At 42.6% G+C, this 17891-nt stretch carries 21 protein-coding genes; 12 read left to right on the forward strand and 9 right to left on the reverse strand.

Annotation, left to right across the window (positions count from 1 at the left end; translation table 11 throughout):
• Window positions 1-142 precede the first annotated feature (142 nt).
• Window positions 143-562: an acyl-CoA thioesterase gene (locus GVT53_RS07575; protein WP_166248077.1), complete on the forward strand. Its 420-nt coding sequence runs from the start codon at window positions 143-145 to the stop codon at window positions 560-562.
• Here the strand turns inward: GVT53_RS07575 and GVT53_RS07580 are convergent.
• Complete coding sequence (locus tag GVT53_RS07580) at window positions 559-1845, reverse strand: dipeptidase (protein ID WP_166248078.1); 1287 nt, start codon at window positions 1843-1845, stop codon at window positions 559-561. The genes GVT53_RS07575 and GVT53_RS07580 overlap by 4 nt on opposite strands.
• Window positions 1846-1974: 129 nt before the next feature.
• Here GVT53_RS07580 and GVT53_RS07585 point away from each other — a divergent pair, with 129 nt between their 5' ends.
• Window positions 1975-2751, forward strand: a complete 777-nt coding sequence (locus GVT53_RS07585) for a hypothetical protein (RefSeq protein WP_166248079.1) — start codon at window positions 1975-1977, stop codon at window positions 2749-2751.
• Between the two features lie 13 nt (window positions 2752-2764).
• Window positions 2765-3118 carry a hypothetical protein gene (locus tag GVT53_RS07590; protein ID WP_166248080.1) on the forward strand — a complete coding sequence of 118 codons (354 nt, stop codon included), beginning with the start codon at window positions 2765-2767 and terminating at the stop codon, window positions 3116-3118.
• Between the two features lie 403 nt (window positions 3119-3521).
• Here the strand turns inward: GVT53_RS07590 and GVT53_RS07595 are convergent, their stop codons facing one another.
• Complete coding sequence (locus tag GVT53_RS07595; protein WP_100818963.1) at window positions 3522-4385, reverse strand: sigma-70 family RNA polymerase sigma factor; 864 nt, start codon at window positions 4383-4385, stop codon at window positions 3522-3524.
• A gap of 243 nt (window positions 4386-4628) precedes the next feature.
• Here GVT53_RS07595 and GVT53_RS07600 point away from each other — a divergent pair, with 243 nt between their 5' ends.
• Together GVT53_RS07600 and GVT53_RS07605 are read left to right on the forward strand one after the other, a co-directional pair.
• Complete coding sequence (locus GVT53_RS07600) at window positions 4629-6140, forward strand: DEAD/DEAH box helicase (RefSeq protein ID WP_166248081.1); 1512 nt, start codon at window positions 4629-4631, stop codon at window positions 6138-6140.
• A 235-nt stretch (window positions 6141-6375) separates the two neighbouring features.
• Window positions 6376-7617, forward strand: a complete 1242-nt coding sequence (locus GVT53_RS07605; RefSeq protein WP_166248082.1) for a glycosyltransferase — start codon at window positions 6376-6378, stop codon at window positions 7615-7617.
• Window positions 7618-7693: 76 nt separating this feature from the next.
• Here GVT53_RS07605 and GVT53_RS07610 read toward each other — a convergent pair whose 3' ends face one another.
• Window positions 7694-7921 carry a hypothetical protein gene (locus tag GVT53_RS07610; RefSeq protein WP_166248083.1) on the reverse strand — a complete coding sequence of 76 codons (228 nt, stop codon included), beginning with the start codon at window positions 7919-7921 and terminating at the stop codon, window positions 7694-7696.
• Between the two features lie 192 nt (window positions 7922-8113).
• Here GVT53_RS07610 and GVT53_RS07615 point away from each other — a divergent pair, with 192 nt between their 5' ends.
• Window positions 8114-8344 carry a helix-turn-helix transcriptional regulator gene (locus tag GVT53_RS07615; RefSeq protein WP_166248084.1) on the forward strand — a complete coding sequence of 77 codons (231 nt, stop codon included), beginning with the start codon at window positions 8114-8116 and terminating at the stop codon, window positions 8342-8344.
• A 28-nt stretch (window positions 8345-8372) separates the two neighbouring features.
• Entirely contained in the window at window positions 8373-9254 is an 882-nt protein-coding gene (locus tag GVT53_RS07620; protein WP_166248085.1) for a hypothetical protein, read from the forward strand.
• Between the two features lie 89 nt (window positions 9255-9343).
• Here the strand turns inward: GVT53_RS07620 and GVT53_RS07625 are convergent, their stop codons facing one another.
• The 3 genes from GVT53_RS07625 to GVT53_RS07635 form a co-directional block, all read right to left on the reverse strand.
• On the reverse strand, window positions 9344-10117 hold the full coding sequence (locus tag GVT53_RS07625) for a universal stress protein (protein WP_166248086.1): 774 nt from the start codon (window positions 10115-10117) through the stop codon (window positions 9344-9346).
• Between the two features lie 133 nt (window positions 10118-10250).
• On the reverse strand, window positions 10251-11621 hold the full coding sequence (locus tag GVT53_RS07630) for an aldehyde dehydrogenase (protein WP_166248087.1): 1371 nt from the start codon (window positions 11619-11621) through the stop codon (window positions 10251-10253).
• Window positions 11622-11728: 107 nt separating this feature from the next.
• Window positions 11729-12517: a hypothetical protein gene (locus tag GVT53_RS07635; RefSeq protein WP_166248088.1), complete on the reverse strand. Its 789-nt coding sequence runs from the start codon at window positions 12515-12517 to the stop codon at window positions 11729-11731.
• A 148-nt stretch (window positions 12518-12665) separates the two neighbouring features.
• On the opposite strand from GVT53_RS07635, the gene GVT53_RS07640 reads away from it, so the two are divergent.
• From GVT53_RS07640 to GVT53_RS07650, 3 genes are read left to right on the forward strand one after another with little or no spacing between them, the layout of a single operon-like run.
• Window positions 12666-13142: a DUF5004 domain-containing protein gene (locus tag GVT53_RS07640; protein ID WP_166248089.1), complete on the forward strand. Its 477-nt coding sequence runs from the start codon at window positions 12666-12668 to the stop codon at window positions 13140-13142.
• A 33-nt stretch (window positions 13143-13175) separates the two neighbouring features.
• The gene (locus tag GVT53_RS07645) at window positions 13176-13814 is read left to right on the forward strand and encodes a GntR family transcriptional regulator (protein ID WP_166248090.1); all 639 of its coding nucleotides are present in this window, start codon (window positions 13176-13178) and stop codon (window positions 13812-13814) included.
• Between the two features lie 57 nt (window positions 13815-13871).
• On the forward strand, window positions 13872-14018 hold the full coding sequence (locus tag GVT53_RS07650) for a hypothetical protein (RefSeq protein WP_166248091.1): 147 nt from the start codon (window positions 13872-13874) through the stop codon (window positions 14016-14018).
• Here the strand turns inward: GVT53_RS07650 and GVT53_RS07655 are convergent.
• Window positions 14015-14644, reverse strand: a complete 630-nt coding sequence (locus GVT53_RS07655; RefSeq protein ID WP_240905176.1) for an NTP transferase domain-containing protein — start codon at window positions 14642-14644, stop codon at window positions 14015-14017. The two genes, GVT53_RS07650 and GVT53_RS07655, sit on opposite strands and share 4 nt — an antisense overlap.
• A 17-nt stretch (window positions 14645-14661) precedes the next feature.
• Window positions 14662-14913 carry a MoaD/ThiS family protein gene (locus GVT53_RS07660; protein WP_166248092.1) on the reverse strand — a complete coding sequence of 84 codons (252 nt, stop codon included), beginning with the start codon at window positions 14911-14913 and terminating at the stop codon, window positions 14662-14664.
• 215 nt (window positions 14914-15128) lie between these two features.
• Here GVT53_RS07660 and GVT53_RS07665 point away from each other — a divergent pair, with 215 nt between their 5' ends.
• Window positions 15129-16211: a vWA domain-containing protein gene (locus tag GVT53_RS07665; RefSeq protein WP_166248093.1), complete on the forward strand. Its 1083-nt coding sequence runs from the start codon at window positions 15129-15131 to the stop codon at window positions 16209-16211.
• Window positions 16212-16285: 74 nt separating this feature from the next.
• On the forward strand, window positions 16286-17233 hold the full coding sequence (locus GVT53_RS07670; RefSeq protein WP_166248094.1) for a 3-keto-disaccharide hydrolase: 948 nt from the start codon (window positions 16286-16288) through the stop codon (window positions 17231-17233).
• Window positions 17234-17287: 54 nt separating this feature from the next.
• Here the strand turns inward: GVT53_RS07670 and GVT53_RS07675 are convergent, their stop codons facing one another.
• Entirely contained in the window at window positions 17288-17887 is a 600-nt protein-coding gene (locus tag GVT53_RS07675) for a 3-keto-disaccharide hydrolase (protein WP_166248095.1), read from the reverse strand.
• Between the last annotated feature and the right edge of the window lie 4 nt (window positions 17888-17891).

Below are 17891 nucleotides of genomic sequence, written 5' to 3' on the forward strand. Positions count from 1 at the left end.
CTTGTGCATTTAAAATTGTTTACTCAATATTCCGCGAGCAGCAAATATTTCAAATTCATAATTCGCAGAAATTATAGGTTTTATCAAGAAAATCTTCAAAGGATTCCGCTAACTTTGTACTTGAACTATAAAAGTTTCAACTATGCGATTTCATTCACGAAAATGGGTAAAGCCCGAGGATTTGAACGCCAATGGAACACTGTTCGGCGGTAAGGTCCTTGCTTGGATAGATGAGGAGGCTGCATTGTACAGCATTATACAGCTCGAGAACAAGAAAATCGTAACCAAATATATGTCCGAAATCAATTTTATGAGTACCGCCCACGAGGGGGACATCATAGAAATTGGTATCGAGGTCATAAAATTCGGGGTCACCTCAATTTCGCTCAACTGCGAAGTCAGGAATAAGATGACCCACGAAAGTATTGTTACGGTGGACAATATTATTATGGTAAATCTAGATGAGAACGGCAATCCCAAGGCTCACGGCAAAACCAAAATAGAATACGTTAAGGACCGTTTGGCCAAAAAGGAAAAAGACGAGCAGAAAACCACTTCCTAGTTCAAGGTCTTGGCAACGGCTTGTACCTCATCCAATACCCTTAATAGGTTTTCGCCCCATAATTTGGAGATTTCCTCTTTGGTATAGCCCCTTTTTACGAGTTCCAAGGTTACGTTGAAGGTTTCGGATGCATCCGACCAACCTTCGATGCCGCCACCTCCGTCAAAATCGGAGCTGATGCCCACGTGGTCGATACCTATCAACTTTACCATGTAGTCGATGTGATCCACAAAATCGGATACGTTTACGGCGGGTGGCACATTGGGGTCGGTCTCGGCCATTTCTTCGCCAATGCTTCGTATTTTTCGGTAATTGGCAAAGAATTCTTCCCGCTGTTCATCGGTCAAGGAACCGAACTGGGAACGCTCGTACCAGGCAACACCGAGCGAGTCTGCTACTTTTTTATATACTTCCGTCATGTAAGCGGCGCGTGCTTCGTGCTTTTCTGTGTTCAAATACGAACTAAAGGCAACTGTCTGTACAACCCCTCCGTTCTCCTTCATCAACATTAATTGCTCGTCGTCCAAGTTGCGGCTGTGGTCGCAAAGTGCCCTTGCCGAGGAGTGCGATGCGATTATAGGAGCTTTGGTAAGTTCGATCATTTGTTTCATCGCTTCTTTGGACGGGTGGGAGACATCGATCATCATTCCCACACGGTTCATTTCGGCAACGGCTTTTTTTCCAAGCTCGCTCAAACCATTATGGAGCCAAACACTGTCCTGCTCACCGGTATTGGAATCACTCAATTGACTATGGCCATTATGGGAAAGGGACATGTAGCGCGCCCCACGTTTTTGGTATTCTTCAATCTGGGAAAGGTCCTCACCGATAGGGTAGGCATTCTCCACCCCGATCATGGCCACTTTTTTGCCTGCGGCCACAATTCTTCTCACATCGTCGGAGGTCAGGGCCAGTTCAATTTGATCTGGGGCAATTTCCTCACATAGCCTGTGTATGGCATCAAACTTGGAAATGGCGTTTTCCGAAGCCTTGGCATAACCTTCGGCATTCAATTCGTCCTGTCCGGTGTACACGATCAAAAAAACGGCATCCAGACCACCTTCTTCCATTTTGGGTAGATTGATCTGGGTTTCCAGTCGTTGGGTGTAGTTGATGCTGTCGGTAAAATTCTGCACGTTGATGTCGTCGTGCGTATCAATGGTAATCACGGAATCGTGAATCCGTTGCGCTTTTTCTTCCAAGGTTTCTTCTTTCTTTTCTGGTTTTTTCTCCCCGCAGGAGATAAACATGGCAATACTAAGGAATAGATAAAAATATTTCATGGTTGGTTTTTTTACACATACAAATAACGCAATTTGACAACAATATCCGAATGCTACGGAACAATAAATTGTAATCCCTCAGTTTAATCAACACTTTTAATGTGATTAATAACCATATACCGCAAAAAATTGGGAACACGCGAATTGTTAACGTATCTGGAAAAACTGGAAATAGGATTAAGCTCCTTTTCTTATGAAGAACTGGGCGTAGTGGAAGCCGGGGAACTCAAAAAATCCTTTGAAATGTTCAAATTTGGATTGGAGAGCAAAGTCTTTGGAATCCCGGAAATGAGACAGCTGGAAAGTATCTACGAAAAAGTGGGCATACAGAGCTTGGACACCAAAGCTTTCACCGAGATCAACGATGCCGGACTATTATCGCTTATAAAGTCTTTGGAAGAGACAAATCTTTCAGGAACACAAAAAAATATTGTTGAAGAGCTGAAAAAGTTAGTGCAGCATTCACAAGATCAACCTCAAGATCAGCACAATAATACAGAACGTATGTCCGATTTTGAATTTATAGAAAAAAGCCTTCGGGCCGGATTTTCTTCCCAAAGAATAGACCTTCAGCCTGTTTTGGAGGACTGTATGGGGCAAATGGAACTTTTGGAAGAGCTGGTACGCATGTTCAAACAGAACATTTGGGAGTTTATCGGCAGTGCCAAAATCAACCTGATGAACGAAAACTACGAGGAACTGGAGCTTTCCTGCCAAAAAATAACGCCCTCGTTGCGCATGATGAAAACATCGGGACTTTTGGAGGTGACCCAACAAATCTCAAGGTTGTGCAAAACGGACAGGGACAAAAAGCACCTTGATTTTCTGTACGATCAATTTTTGCAGGAATATCCACGCATACAGGAGCAAATAGATTTTGAAATGGAAATATTCCGAACCATCTAATACCGACACCGACATGGAAAACACCCAACTGCCCGAATACCTTCAAAGTATTTTTTATCCGTTGTTCCAACATACAGAAGATATCGGATGCCGATTAATGTTGATGGATGAAATGTTGGAGGTAGGGGATAGGAAAGAAATTCCGTTTCTTTCCGAGCTGGAGTCCCATGATGATCCTAGAATAAGCAACAAGGCATTTGCCATAAAAAACGAGCTGCAGTCAAAATTGGGCGTTCTGTCCGATACGGAACGCAGAAGAATGCCCATGAACCTTTGCTTTATTTATGATGAATTCAATATACGTCCAAGCAAGGTGGAGAATGACCTTGATTTTGAGGTAGAACTGGATATTTTGAACATGAAGTAGAAAAACAACCAAAAGTAGGTGTTTCACCACAATTAGTGGGAACCATATAATCTTTAAATAAAAAGAACGTTATAACCAATACCCAAATAAAAATCAAAGATTACCATGTTATACGATACCTACGGAGAAGAGTACCTGGCTTTTTTACAAGAACTTAACGAAATCTTGACCGTAAACGAGCTTGCAGAACTTGACTACCTATAAGCCAAAAACCCAAAATTTGTTATCATGAACAACCAGAACAAAGAAAACACCGCTTACTTGAATTTTATTAATGACCTAAAGGATATGCTCACCGACTTTGATATTAGTCTTTTGAGCAAATCGTGATGCTTAAGTGTATATCATGGAAAAGGGGATGTTGCGAACAACATCCCCTTTTCTATTTATAGTTGTTAGCTTATTATCCCAAATAAGACTTTAAAATCTTGCTTTTTGAGGTATGCCTTAATTTTCTGATTGCTTTTTCACGGATTTGGCGTACACGCTCCCTGGTCAGATCAAAAGTGCTGCCAATTTCTTCCAAGGTCATGGAAGGTTGGTCGCCGATTCCGTAATATAATCGTACCACATCGGCTTCTCTCGGGGATAAGGTGTCCAACGCCCTATTTATTTCGGTGTTCAAGGACTGGTGCATCAACCCTTTGTCCGGCTTTGGTGAGTCCCCGGCATTCAGCACATCGTACAAATTGGAAGTCTCGCCTTCTTTCAAGGGCGCATCCATGGACACGTGACGCCCCGTATTCTTTAAAGATTGCTTTACCTCGGAAACCGTCATGTCCAATTCCTTGGCGATCTCTTCCGGGGATGGCGGACGCTCATGCGCCTGCTCCAAGTAAGAAAATGTTTTTTTGATCTTGTTGATGGACCCGATCTTGTTCAGAGGTAAGCGCACCACACGGGATTGCTCCGCCAAGGCCTGTAAGATTGACTGACGAATCCACCAAACGGCGTAGGATATAAATTTAAATCCACGGGTTTCGTCAAAACGTTTGGCGGCTTTTACCAAGCCAACGTTCCCTTCGTTGATCAAATCGGGCAGTTTTAAGCCTTGGTTCTGGTACTGTTTTGCCACGGAGACCACAAACCTTAGGTTTGCGTTCGTCAATTTTTCCAAAGCAGCTTGGTCACCGGCCCTGATCTTCTGTGCTAGCTCAACTTCCTCCTGCGCGGTGATCAAATCTATTTTACTGATGTCCTGCAAGTATTTGTCAAGTGATTTGGATTCCCGGTTCGTGACCTGTTTGATGATTTTTAGCTGCCTCATTCTTATTATCTGGTTTACTAGTGTTATAAACTAACATTATACATTATAATCTCCATTTTTCCAAGTCCAAAATGTTATTGTTATCAAAATGTTATGAGCAAATACGCGATTTGCGAAAAAAAGACACGCGATTTTAATTGTTAATACAATTTTGATAGAAAAGCCGACAAGTATTGGTCACAAGCACAAAAAACCCCTAATTTTGTAGGGTTTTTTATTTAAGAATCCATAACGCAATTCCCTTTGGAGGTAAACAAAAAAGTCAAGAAGAAAACATTGTACGGTTATCAGGAAGAAGACCTGAACAAAATATTCACACAACTGGACAAGCTTCCGGAGGGCACCAATATTTTGTACCAACTGCCGACAGGGGGAGGTAAAACCGTTGTGTTCTCGGAAATTACCAGAAGATTTATAGAGCAGACCGGAAAAAAGGTGATGGTGCTTACCCACCGCATTGAGCTCAGCAAGCAGACCTCCAAAATGCTCAAGGGGTTTGGCGTCGCCAACAAGGTCATCAACAGTGAGGTAAAGGAACTTTACGACCAGGACGACTATATGTGCTTTGTGGCCATGGTGGAAACCTTGAACAACCGTTTACAGGAAGAAAAGGTGAAGATCAATAACATTGGTCTGGTGATCATTGACGAGGCCCACTACAATTCCTTTAGGAAACTCTTCAAATATTTCGAAAAATCGACCATTTTGGGCGTAACGGCGACCCCGTTGAGTTCCAACATCAAACTCCCGATGAAGGATAATTACAAACACTTGATCATTGGGGAGTCCATACAATCGTTGATCAACAAACAATTTTTGGCCAAGGCCAATTTGTACAATTACGATGTTAGCCTGCGTACCCTAAAACTGGGCATCAATGGGGATTATACGGTAAAATCTTCCGATGAGTTCTACAGTGCACACAGCATGCTCGGCAAATTGCTCACGGCTTACGAGGAGATTGCGAAGGGCACCAAAACATTGATTTTCAACAACGGGATCAACACTTCGCTGTACGTGTACGAGACCTTTAAAAAAGCGGGGTACAACGTTCGGCATTTGGACAACAAGAACACGGCCACCGAGCGAAAGGATATCTTGGAATGGTTTGCCGAAACCCCGGATGCCATCTTAACATCCGTGAGCATCCTTACCACTGGTTTTGATGAACCGACCGTTGAAAGCATTATTTTGAACAGGGCCACAAGGTCGCTCACCCTATATTTTCAGATGATCGGAAGGGGATCTAGGGTGCTTCCGGATAAAAACGAGTTCAACGTGATCGATATGGGGAACAACATTGCCCGGTTCGGGCCTTGGGACGCTCCCGTTGATTGGCAGGAAATCTTCCATTTCCCTGATTTTTACTTGGAGAACATCAAAAACGATGAAGATATCGAGCGTGATTTTGTTTACGAGATGCCCGATGAGCTCCGTGCCAAGTTCAGTAACTCCGACAACATCACTTTTGACGTGAAAGAAGAGTACAAAAAGATTTTTGCACAGGGCAAAAAATCAAAATTGGTACTCGAAAAAAGCATTGAACAGCACGCCCGAATCTGTGTGGAGAACAGTGAGGACGTGTTCGACGCCCGCATTTTGGCCAAAGAGCTCAAGGATGAGATCCAGTATCGCGTAAAGCAGTATTCCTACTGTATCATGAACAACACCAAGAACTACAAGGAGTGGCTGGAGGAGGATTATGAGCGCAAACTGCGTTCGAGCATCTCCAAAATGTTCGCTGCACGGATGTAGTTGGTTATTGAGTTTGGAGTTTGATGCTCGGTGCTCGATGTCAGGTGTTCTGTTATTTGGTTATTGAGTTATTGGTGTTTCAGGTTTAGTTATTTGGAACTTGTCCATCAGTAAAAAAGAGTGTCCTGTATCCTGGTTCCTAAATCCCTGTTCTTGTACTTGATACTTGAACTTGAGCTTGAATTTGATTCCCTGCTCTTGCACTTTAAACGGAGTAACCCGTACATTTACCAACATGCAAAAAAAACTCCTTGTTATTGGTTACGTTTGGCCCGAGCCCGATACAACGGCCGCCGGATGCCGAATGCAGCAATTGCTGGAAACGTTTGTAACCTTTGGTTACGAAATCACCTTTGCCAGTACCGCCACTAAAACCAAATATAGCATGGATCTGGAGTCCATGGGCATACAAGGGGTCCCTGTCCGGCTCAACCATTCCAGTTTCGATGAATTTGTAAAAGGACTTGCCCCGGATGTGGTGCTTTTTGACCGCTTTATGGTCGAGGAACAATTTGGATGGCGTGTTGCCGAATTTGCACCGAACGCCGTTAGGATCTTGAACACAGAAGACCTTCATGCACTTCGGAAGGCTAGGGAGGAAGCCCACAAAAAGGGACGGTCGTTCAATTTGGCCCAATGGAAAAACCACCCAACAACATTGCGCGAGGTGGCCAGTATATATCGTTGCGACCTAAGCTTGATTATTTCCACCTACGAGATGAAAATTTTATCGGAACAGCTGGGCATTCCAGATGGATTATTGCTCCACGTTCCATTTATGGCAGATGCACCTTCGGACACGACCAAGAAGGACTATGTCCCATTTGAGGCCAGAAAGGGTTTTGTGAGCATTGGCAATGGCAAACATGCACCCAACGTGGATGCGGTCAAAATGGTAAAGGAGGAGGTCTGGCCTAGCATCCGAAAACGACTTCCGGATGCCGAAATACGTATTTATGGAGCCTACTTGCCCCAACAAATAAACGAAATGCACAGCCCTAAGACTGGCTTTTATGTGGAAGGATGGGCAGAAAACGCACATACAGTACTTGAAAAAGCAAGGGTTTTGTTGGCCCCGTTACGGTTTGGTGCGGGAATCAAGGGAAAATTGTTCGATGCCATGCGAACGGGAACCCCGAGTATAACCACCACCATCGGTGCCGAGGGTATGCTAACGGAGCTGCCTTGGAGCGGCGCCATTGCAGACGATTGGGATGACTTTGCCCGGACTGCGGTGGAAATACATCAAGAGGAAAAGGCATGGCAAGCGGCACAACTAAATGGCGACCAAATACTCCGCTCTTTTTACAACAAAGAAACGGTACGATCCCGGTTTAAAGAGCGTTTGCAACACATAAGCAAAAATTTGGAAAGCCACCGCTCACAAAATTTTATCGGGAAACTGCTACAACACCAGACCATGGCGGGCACAAAATATATGGCCAAATGGATAGAGGAGAAAAATAAAGCAGTATAACAGCATTTTAACCATAATGTCCTGCGTTCCCTTAGCATGGTAGAAGACGAGTGGGGGAATGGGTGTGAATTGGGTTTTAGGCACAATTGTTTTGCGCAATATGGATTTCCAAAACAGCTTCTTTTAACTCCATAAGCACATGACAAACATTTTGGCGCTCCGTCTCTGAAAATGAATCAGTAGGTAAGTAATGAAACATATAAATGGCCTTGTCCAACCATTGCGTAAAGGAAAGTAAATCTCCCTCATGGCATTCTTCGAAGTAGGAGAGTAGGGGGAGTAGGTTAATTTCATTGGGAGTCATATAGTTGGTTATTAAATTGTTGAAAAAACAGCAAAAGAACAAGATATGTCGTTTGAATATTAAATATTTAATTAAAACGATATATAATAAAACTAAAATGAATCATAAGCATCGTTTAAAGTTAATAATTAAAAACAAACTAGAGAACTAAGTTTGTTTAAAATGCTACAGATTTAACGTAAAACGATTCAAATGAGCACTAAAAAGCCAATCAATAGAATTAGAGTAGTCCTTGCAGAACAGGATAGAACTAATAAATGGCTGGCCGAAAAAGTAGGGAAGAGTAGAACTACTGTTTCTAGATGGTGTACAAATGAAATGCAGCCATCTTTAGAAACACTTCGTGTAATTGCTGAGGCTCTTGGGGTGGATATTCGAGAGCTTTTAGTGGCAACGACGGGTAATAAGTTTAAAGACACTTAAACAGCCATTTCTTAAAAGAGGAGAAATTATGGATAGTAAAACTAATCTTAACTATGAGAAAATTCTTTTACAGGATTCTTTGTTCACAGAATACCCTCTATACAATGTTGATAAAAACTCCATTCTTAATCTTCTATTCCATTTAGAGAGAAATGGCAGATACAATCAATTGAAAATAATAGACAGTTATTGCACGATCTGTAAAAAGGAAACAACTTTCAATAGTGAATTTTCTAGCAAAGAGGAAATCAGTCTACTTAATGATATTTTGAACAGTCCAAAAATACGTTTTGAAACACCAGAAAACTCCCATACAGAATTAATTAAGGAATTAGAAAAGAATTGCACTTTCGTTAGAAAATTCAATTGCCCAAGAAAACCTAATGACTCAGCACATAGTCAGATTTTCGTTTTTCGAATTATTGGTACAACACTAATAAAAGTTGGACAACATCCACCATTAGCTGAACTACTTTCAGAAAATTTAAAGAAATATAAAAAACTAGGTGAACAGATTTATTCAGAACTAAATAGGGCAGTTGGATTATCAACTCATGGTGTAGGAATTGGTGCATTCGTTTACTTAAGAAGAATAATTGAAAAACATATAGTAAATCCAGAAATTGAAAGACTTATTAAAAATGGAATAACTACAAAAGAACAAGTATCTAAACTTGATTTTAAAGGGAAAATAAACCTGTCTAAGGATGGACTACCAAACTTTCTCGTAGAAAACCCTAAAATTTATTCAGTTTTAAGTAAAGGGATTCACGAGCTTGAAGAGGAAGAGTCCAAACAATTTTTTCCCATATTAAAAAGTGCTATTGAAATAGTTCTTGATGAACATATCGAAATCAATGAAAGACAAAAGAAAAATAAAACAATCGCAAACCAATTAAATAAATTATAGATAAATACCCTACAGGTTATTCCTCGTACTATAATTTACATTATGTAAAATAGAGTGTTTCAAAACCGCTGTTCCCCACTTCAAATCTTCTATTTTGGTAAAATCAACAAGGGAATTTTGGTTTTTCGGATCACGGCCTTGATCGGGTTTGATGTCAGCATAATCCGTTGGCCCGCCTTTTTGGGAACGCACAGCAATTGTATGTTGGTCCGCGACACATAACTTACCAAACCATCCAGCGCATTAACACCTTTGGGAAATTGGTACGAAACCGAGTTATGCAACGGAAACACATGCTTTTCTGGTGAATCTTTGGAAATATTAAAATGTCGTACAGGTTGTTCGCTGTTCCGGGTCAGATCCATGATCACTTCCAGGTCGGATTCTTTAAGCTCATCTCCGAAAAAACCAAGGCTAATATCCTTAAACGTGTGGAATTTATCATCCTCTCCCAAGATCAGCACATTGGTGCTCCGGGTCTGGTTGATGACAAAATCGGTTATGCTTTCAAAGAAAAATCCAAATCTGGGTCTGCGCCTTCCCAAAACCAGAATATCGGGTTTGTACATTGCCAAATAGTCCCTCACCCTATGTTTTACGTTCCCACGCTCCAGTTTGTAACTAATGGACAATTGCTCCTGCTTGCCCATATTTATAATGAGCTCTTTGATCTGTGCCTGTGAAGAGTCGTAATCCTCGGTCTTGGTACCATTTCCTCCGTTAAGCGAATAATTGGAGTTAACATGAAAAACTTCCAAGGAACCGCCAATTTGCTTGGCCAGCTCCAAAGCACTGGTCAATACAAATGCAGAGCTTTTGGACATATCCAGCAACACGGATATACGGTACTTTGCAGCTTCCATAAGGGTTTGTTTATCATGGTCACTCTTAAAGTTAGCGGCAAAACACTTATAAATCAGGGATTTAACTTTTGTTTAATAATTTAATGTGATTTTTTCAATAAAATGGTTACAATAACACATTATCATCAAAAAATTAAAATAAATGTTTGATTTTTTTCATCAAACCTGTTGAAATTGTATAAGGTGCGTAACGGAGCGGAACATCGAGCCACGTTCCCCTTTTTGCTATGGATTTATGGTGGGAGAACAGGTCGAACGTATGTTTTCCATGATACCCCCCTATCCCGGACTGGCCCACTCCGCCAAACGGTAGGTCCTTGTTGCTGATGTGCACCACGGTATCGTTAATGGCACCGCCGCCAAAGGAATAACGGTCCATCAAACGTTTTTGGAACTTTTTGCTGCTGGAGAACACATAGAATGCCAATGGGTTTGGATATTTGGAAATGATGGGATGCAGTTCACTTTCATCCGTATAGGAAATCAAGGGCAAAACGGGCCCGAATATCTCCCCTTCCATAATTGCACTGTCCCGTTCGGGTTCGTCCACCAAAGTGGGGGCCACATACCGGTCATTGTCCGTAAACTTGCCCCCAAATAGCACTTTCTCACCTTTGAGCATTGTTTTAAGTTCATCGTAATGTTTGCCGGTGGCGATTCTGGCAAAGTCGTTGGAAGCCTCCATATCTTCCCCGTAAAACTCGGTGATCGATTTTTTAAGGTTGTCCACCAGGGCATCTTTCACACTTTGGTGCACCAAAATATAGTCCGGGGCTATACAGGTTTGCCCCGCATTGATGAACTTTCCCCATGCGATACGTTTGGCCGCCAATGATATGGTAGCTGTTTTATCCACAACACACGGATTTTTTCCGCTAAGTTCCAGAGTAACGGGCGTTAGGTGCTCGGCGGCACTTTTGTAAACAATTTTTCCCACTTTGGTACTGCCCGTAAAAAAAATGTATTCCCATTTTTGGGCCAACAATTGCGAGGACACCTCTACTCCACCCTCCACCACGGTTACATACTCGGGCGGAAACACTTTGCGGATGATCTGCGAAATGATCTTGGACGTATGCACACTGAATTCCGAAGGTTTCAAAATGGCCGTGTTGCCTGCGGCCAAGGCTCCTATCAAAGGGGAAATGGCCAACAAGAACGGATAGTTCCACGGTGAAATAATGAGTACTTTGCCATAGGGCTCGGGCTGTATCCACTCTTTTGAAGGGAAATTGGACCAAGAGCCGGAGACCTTTTCCGGTTCGCTCCACGAAGCAATGTTCTTTATGGCATAGTTTAGTTCGGCGAGCGCCAATTGCGTCTCCGTGGCCAAACTTTCGAACTTCGGTTTTTTAAAATCGGCGTACAGGGCATCACAAATAGCATCCTCCTGATCTATGATCTCTTGCTGCAGTTTTTTGAGATACTGCTTTCTAAAGCTGACATCCTTGGTCTTTTGTGTGGCAAAAAAGTCGTTTTGGGCGGCCACCAATTGCTTCACCATAAATTGATTGTTTCCTTAAATATAAACAAAACAACATGGAAACCCGACTAAATAAAAAAGCACCGGAATCACCGGTGCTCTTCAATTCTATTATTAAGGAAGATATATTATAAGGTAATCTTCTCCGTGGCCCCGTTCGGGTAAATAAGCGTTGCAATGGCATCACAATCACCGTTTCCAAAGTCAACGGTCACGGCCAATCCATTTTTGGAAACCACCATGGCACCGGTAGTGATATGTTCACACGCAGAGTTTCCTTCAAGGTCATCCAAGGTTTCAACGGCATAGGTATTGCCCTCGGTCTCAACGCTCCAATTTCCAGAAAGTGCAAATAGGATGTTTTGCGCTTCCCCATCATAGGAAATACTCAATGTTTTGGTCCCGGTTTCCGAAATTGTGGAACCATCTTCCATTTCAACGGATATATTACTTGTTACGGTAAAAGCACCTGTTGCCTCTGTGCTATTGGCACTGATTTTATAAGTTCTTGTGCCGTTCAATTTGGCCTTGCCTGCATAAAAGTCGGTAAAAGTCGCCACAAAAGTGGAATTCCCCTCCCCTTCGGTATACGATACGCTTACCGTACCATTTACGTTATCCGTTCCATTTAACACACAATTGTTAAAAGTAGCTTCAAAACCAGTTTCGGTATACGTTGCAGTGTAGCAATCATCTTTTGCGGAGGATGCTTGCTTGGCGGTATTATTGTTATAAAGCTCCGCAATGGTAAAATCTGCGACCCCTGCAATGGCATCAGTCGTTAAAATAGTCTGTAATTCCGTTTGGGTAAGCGATTCGCCATCACTGGACATGCCGTCTTCGCTACAGGATTGAAAGCCAAGGAAAGCAACGGTAAAAAAAGCGATGGATAAAATACGTAGATTAAGTTTCTTCATGTTATTTGGTTCTAAGATGTATGTGTAAAAAACGAAACACCTTCATTTTTAGTGTAAAATACGGGCTTCAATTCGATGAAATGCATGGGGGATGGAGCCAATGTTCCTTGGAATTATGTTAATTTCATCGAGATAAATAAAAGCCTCCATGAAAAATACCAAAATATTAACCTTGTTGATTTTGTCCCTAACACTGATGTTTTCCTGTAGTGATGACGGCGATGATGGCCCATCTGGTCTTTCCAATGAAGAACTTGTGGGTACTTGGACCTTGATAGAGATCAATTTGAGTGACGAAGTCGATATTGATGCTGACGGGCAGGCTTCCAGCAACTTGATGGATGAAGCGGATTGCGTTTCGGGGAGCATTATTTTCAATGCCGATGCCACCTACCAGTTTGAGCAGGCCAGTTTCACCATCAACTCCATAACCAACGACCAGTATTACCTAGATTGCAACGGAACCAACTTGGCAACAGGGGCTTGGGCGAGCGATGGCACCAAAGTCGCCTTTCAAGGGAGCAATATTTTGAGCGATAATTTCCAATTGATGGGGAATCAACTTATTTGGAACCAGGATGAGGAATTACCCGGAGTATCATCCTATGTATATGAAAAACAGTAGCCTTGGCCTTGTCATGAGCGATTACCTTAAAACATGGGCAAACTTTCAGCTTTAAGGGATAAAATCAAGGCGCATCTGTTGGAGCAGATTCAGAACGGTGAATTGCAGGTGGGCAAGACCATTAATCTGGCGGAGCTGTCCCGGGCAACCGGCATTAGCGTAACGCCCATTCGTGAGGCGTTGACGCAGTTGGAGCAAGCACAGGTGATCCAAGCGGTGCCCAATCGTGGGTTTGTGGTAGCCAAGCTGTCCAAGCATGAGGTCAAAGACCTGATCGAAATTGTAGCGCAATTGGAAGTGATGGCCTTGGAAAATTCCGAGTTTGAAACCGAGGGAATGGAAACCTTGGACAAGCTGCAATCCGAACTCGAAGCCACGGAAACCATTGCGGAAGGATTACGGGCCCGGTTCAATTTTCACAATTATTTGGTACAGCATTGCAGCAATAAAATACTATTGCAAATCTTGAGGGACCTAAAAGTCCGGCTTCATTTTTATGAGCACGATTTTATCAAAGACCATGGCTTTTTCCAAAAACTAAGTGCGCAAACACGCTCCGTGGTGGATGCCATACAGGAGGACAATGTGCCTACGGCCGCATTGATCCTACGTATGCATTGGATGTCCATTTTGGAACATATTGAAGGGCAGATAGGTGTTAAAAATGGTTAATCTTCTGATTGTCAAAATAAAATAATTCTAATTTCGTTTTAGGAAAAATAATTCAGCATGAATTACTTGAACAAAGAAATAGAATCGCGCACCAAAAGAAAGAAATCCAAATCTTTGGTAAAAAGACAGATTTCTTGTGGAACTTTCCAAGATTTTGAGATCTTGGATTTGGACAATCTTAAAAAACCGGTTCCAAAGCGCTAGCCTCCCTCCCGCTCTTCCAGCTTCCTTTTTACAAAATCATAATCCTGGGGTGAGTTGGCATTGAACAAGTCCTGCCCATATTTTGGGTGTACCAGGGCAATGTCGGCGTTCATCAAAAACTTTTTGGGGCTCCTGGTGTTCCTGTCCTCTAAAAATTGCAACGACTCTTCAAGCCCTTTAACCTCCCAAATACAGGCCAACGGCTCCGGTTCGCCCGTTTCAGGGTTTGCAAAAGCGGTTGCCGTCTTATTTGGATTTCTTCCCGATATCAATTGCCCAATGGTCTGCAAATTTATCAAAGGTAGATCGCAGGCCAGTACCAGCCATGCAACGTTGGGTTGGGCCTTAAAAGCGCTCAATATTCCGTTGTAGGGACCTTTATGGTCATTTTGGTCCACGATATTCTTAAAACCTGATGGGACTTCACAAACCTGTTCCGAGCGGATACTCAGGAACACATCGTCACAAATCTCCTCTAAAAGGTGGCACAGGTATTCCCGCTGCGGCATTCCATGATAATTTATGAGGCCCTTATCCTTTCCCATCCTTGAGCTTTCCCCACCGGACAATATCAGTCCATAAAGTTTTGATGGGCTTTTGCTGGATGTTTTGGGTTTTGGCTTCACAATGGTCTATTAATGCTTCAAATACTCGGTGGCGGTATCAGTGCAATTTCGTCATACGAATTTATCCTATCATGGTCCGAGGCGTAATTTTGGTTCACCGCAACGGTTACTTTGGTCAAGGATTTTAGTTCTGGATAGGTGCTTTCAAGAAATTTCTTGAGCTCTCCTACCGTATTCGGTATTTTTCTTCCCGATAAGCTCGCCGTTGGAACGGATAATGTTGGGGTCCCGATAATATCTTTGGTAGCTCCGAACAAAAGTATAGTCATAATATCAACCTATTAGCGTTATTGTTTGTTTTGAATCTTGGTTAGATAGGCCGGTAGGTTATATTAAAAGGTGAAATTATTAAAAATTGACCGAACGCGTATCATTTTAACAAGCATGGATTTCTTTTAACTTTTCTTTAATTTAATTCTGGCGGTCGTATATACTTTTCCAGTAATTTCGGCGTTCTGCATGCAGAACCTTAACTTTTATGAAAATGAAAAATATACTTCGATTTACCTTCCTTATATCTCTTGGACTTATTTTATTCTCCTGCGGAAATGCCGATGACGACGTGAGTTTTGACATTGACGACAGGGAACTTGGGCTCGGTGAAGAACCGGATGACTGCTTAGGTTTTGATGAAAACGAGATTTTATTGTCCATTCAGGATGAATATACCACACAACCTGGCAAGGTCTCCGTTCTGTTCAGGGTGTCCGACCTTATGGGCAATCCTATTTCTGGCTTGTCCGCCGACCAATTCTCCATTTACGAACAAGGTAGGAACGACGACTGTTTCAATTCCATATCCTCTTCCGAATCCTTTGCTCGGATTTCTCCCAATTCGCAGGTGTTCAACAACAATACCTTATTGGTGTTGGATTTGAGCAACAGTGTTTTGGAAAGCAGTTTGGATGAATTAAAGGTGGCCACCACTAGTTTTATAAATAATGTAATGCCCGAATCAGGTCCGGAATCCTTCAAAATGGCCATTTATTGGTTTGATGGTGAGGACGAACTTCATTTATTGAACCCATTGACTTCATCTGCAGCTGAATTGACAGCTTCCATAGATGGCATCACAACCGATATCAGTAGCGACCCATCAACCGATTTGTACGGAGCGGTAATCAAATCAACAAGGATTGCCGAAGATCTTTTGGATGAAAATTCCGATGTGATCAATGCGGCTTCCGTGGTATTGTTCACCGATGGTACCGACCAAGCATCCCGCTACAGGGAATCCGATGCATTAAAAGCTGTAGAGGAAGCGGATAGAAACATTTCTTTCTTCTCTATTGGACTTGGTGCCGAAATCGATACCGAGGTTTTGGAGCAAATCGGGAAAACAGCCAGTGTGTTTGCAAGCAATTCCGAAGAGTTGGAAAATACCTTTAACGATATATCCGAACGTGTGGAGGAACAAGCGGGAAGCTATTACCTATTCGAATATTGTACCCCAAAACGTGACGGTAGCGGCGAAAGCAACTTGGTGATCCAACTTACCCATAATGGCCTGCAAGGAGCAGTTCAGACCAAATTCAGCGCGAATGGTTTCACAGGGGGTTGTGAATAAGTCAGGATATTTGTTGAACTAGTAAATTTTGGGATTATACCGTATCTTGTTCAGCAATTAAACTGAACATACCTATGATTGACCCTAGAAAAACAATTTACACCTTAGTTTGCACCCTATTTTTAAGTTTTGCGAGCAGTCTTTATGCCCAGCACATCAGTCCGTTAGAGGGCAGATGGGATTTGGAAATGGATTTTATGGGGAAGACCTCTCCTTCGTGGTTGGAAATTAAACACTCCGGAAATGCTACGTTATTGGGACGTTTTGTGTTTGCCTTTGGCAGCGCGCGACCCATTGCCGAAGTGGAAACCTATGGAGAAAACAAATTCACCTTTAGCATTCCCAACCAATGGGAGCCCAAAGGCAGCGATATGATCTTCCATGGCGAATTGGACGGTGGGAAATTGAAGGGTACAATGATCTATACCGATGGTTCCATCATCAATTGGACCGGGGTCAAAGCCCCTGATTTGGCCTATACCGAAAATCCAAAATGGGGAAAAACCATTGAGGTATTCAACGGAAAGGACCTTACTGGCTGGCATGTAGATGGCGAAAAGAACCAATGGGTGGTAAAAGATGGCATTTTGACCAGTCCCGAATCAGGATCCAATTTGATCACGGATGAGAAATTCCAAGACTTTAAAGTACACGTAGAATTCCGTTATCCAGAAGGAAGCAATAGTGGTGTTTATTTACGTGGTCGATATGAAGTTCAAATTGTGGACAGTGAAGGTTTGGAACCTGCCGATATCTATTTGGGAGGTGTTTACGGTTTTTTGGAACCCAATCAGAATGCTTCGAAACCTGCGGGCGAATGGCAGACCTATGATATAACTTTGATTGGTCGACGGGTTACGGTAACGCTTAACGGCAAAACCGTGATTTCCGATGCGACCATTCCAGGTATTACCGGTGGGGCTTTGGACAGCAAGGAAGGGGAGCCTGGCCCATTCATGATTCAGGGAGACCACGGACCCATTGAGTACAGGGCTTTTGAAGTTACTCCCCTAAAGAATTAGAAAATCAACATTATATAAAAAAGCCCGATTCTCTAAATCGGGCTTTTTTATTTTTTAATCCAAGGGAACGAGTTCAATGTTTCGCCATTTTACGCGAATACCTCCCCCATCGTGAATCTGTAGCGCAATGGCGCCTTCGCCCTCGCCGATTTTTTCATCTTCCAGATGCACCATTTCCACACCATTGAGCCAAGAAGTAACCTCTGGGCCTTCTACACGTATTTTCATGGTGTTCCACTCCCCCATTTTTAGGGCCTTATCTTTTTCTGGGTCCGGTTTTATCAACCAGCCACGACCATAAGACTCGTAAATGCCACCTGTATCCTTTCCTGGAGGAGCAACCTCTACTTGCCAACCGGTTACTTTGGTGCCTTCAAAAGTGGAACGGATAAAAACACCGCTGTTACCATCGGCCTCTTGCTTAAATTCCAAGGTCAATTCAAAATCCTTGTAGAATTTGTCTGTGGACAAATAGCCATATTCACCTTTTGGACCGCTTTCGCAGATGAGCTGTCCATCTTCCACAAACCATTTTTCTTCGCCATGATTGATCCAACCATCGAGGTTTTCACCGTTAAAAAGTGTAATGGACTCTTGTGCAAAAGTCAATTGTGCTGCCAACAGGCATAATCCTACTAAAATCTGTTTCTTCATTTTT

Origin of the sequence: Flagellimonas oceani (assembly GCF_011068285.1) — a bacterium.
In the GTDB taxonomy this organism is placed as follows: domain Bacteria; phylum Bacteroidota; class Bacteroidia; order Flavobacteriales; family Flavobacteriaceae; genus Flagellimonas; species Flagellimonas oceani.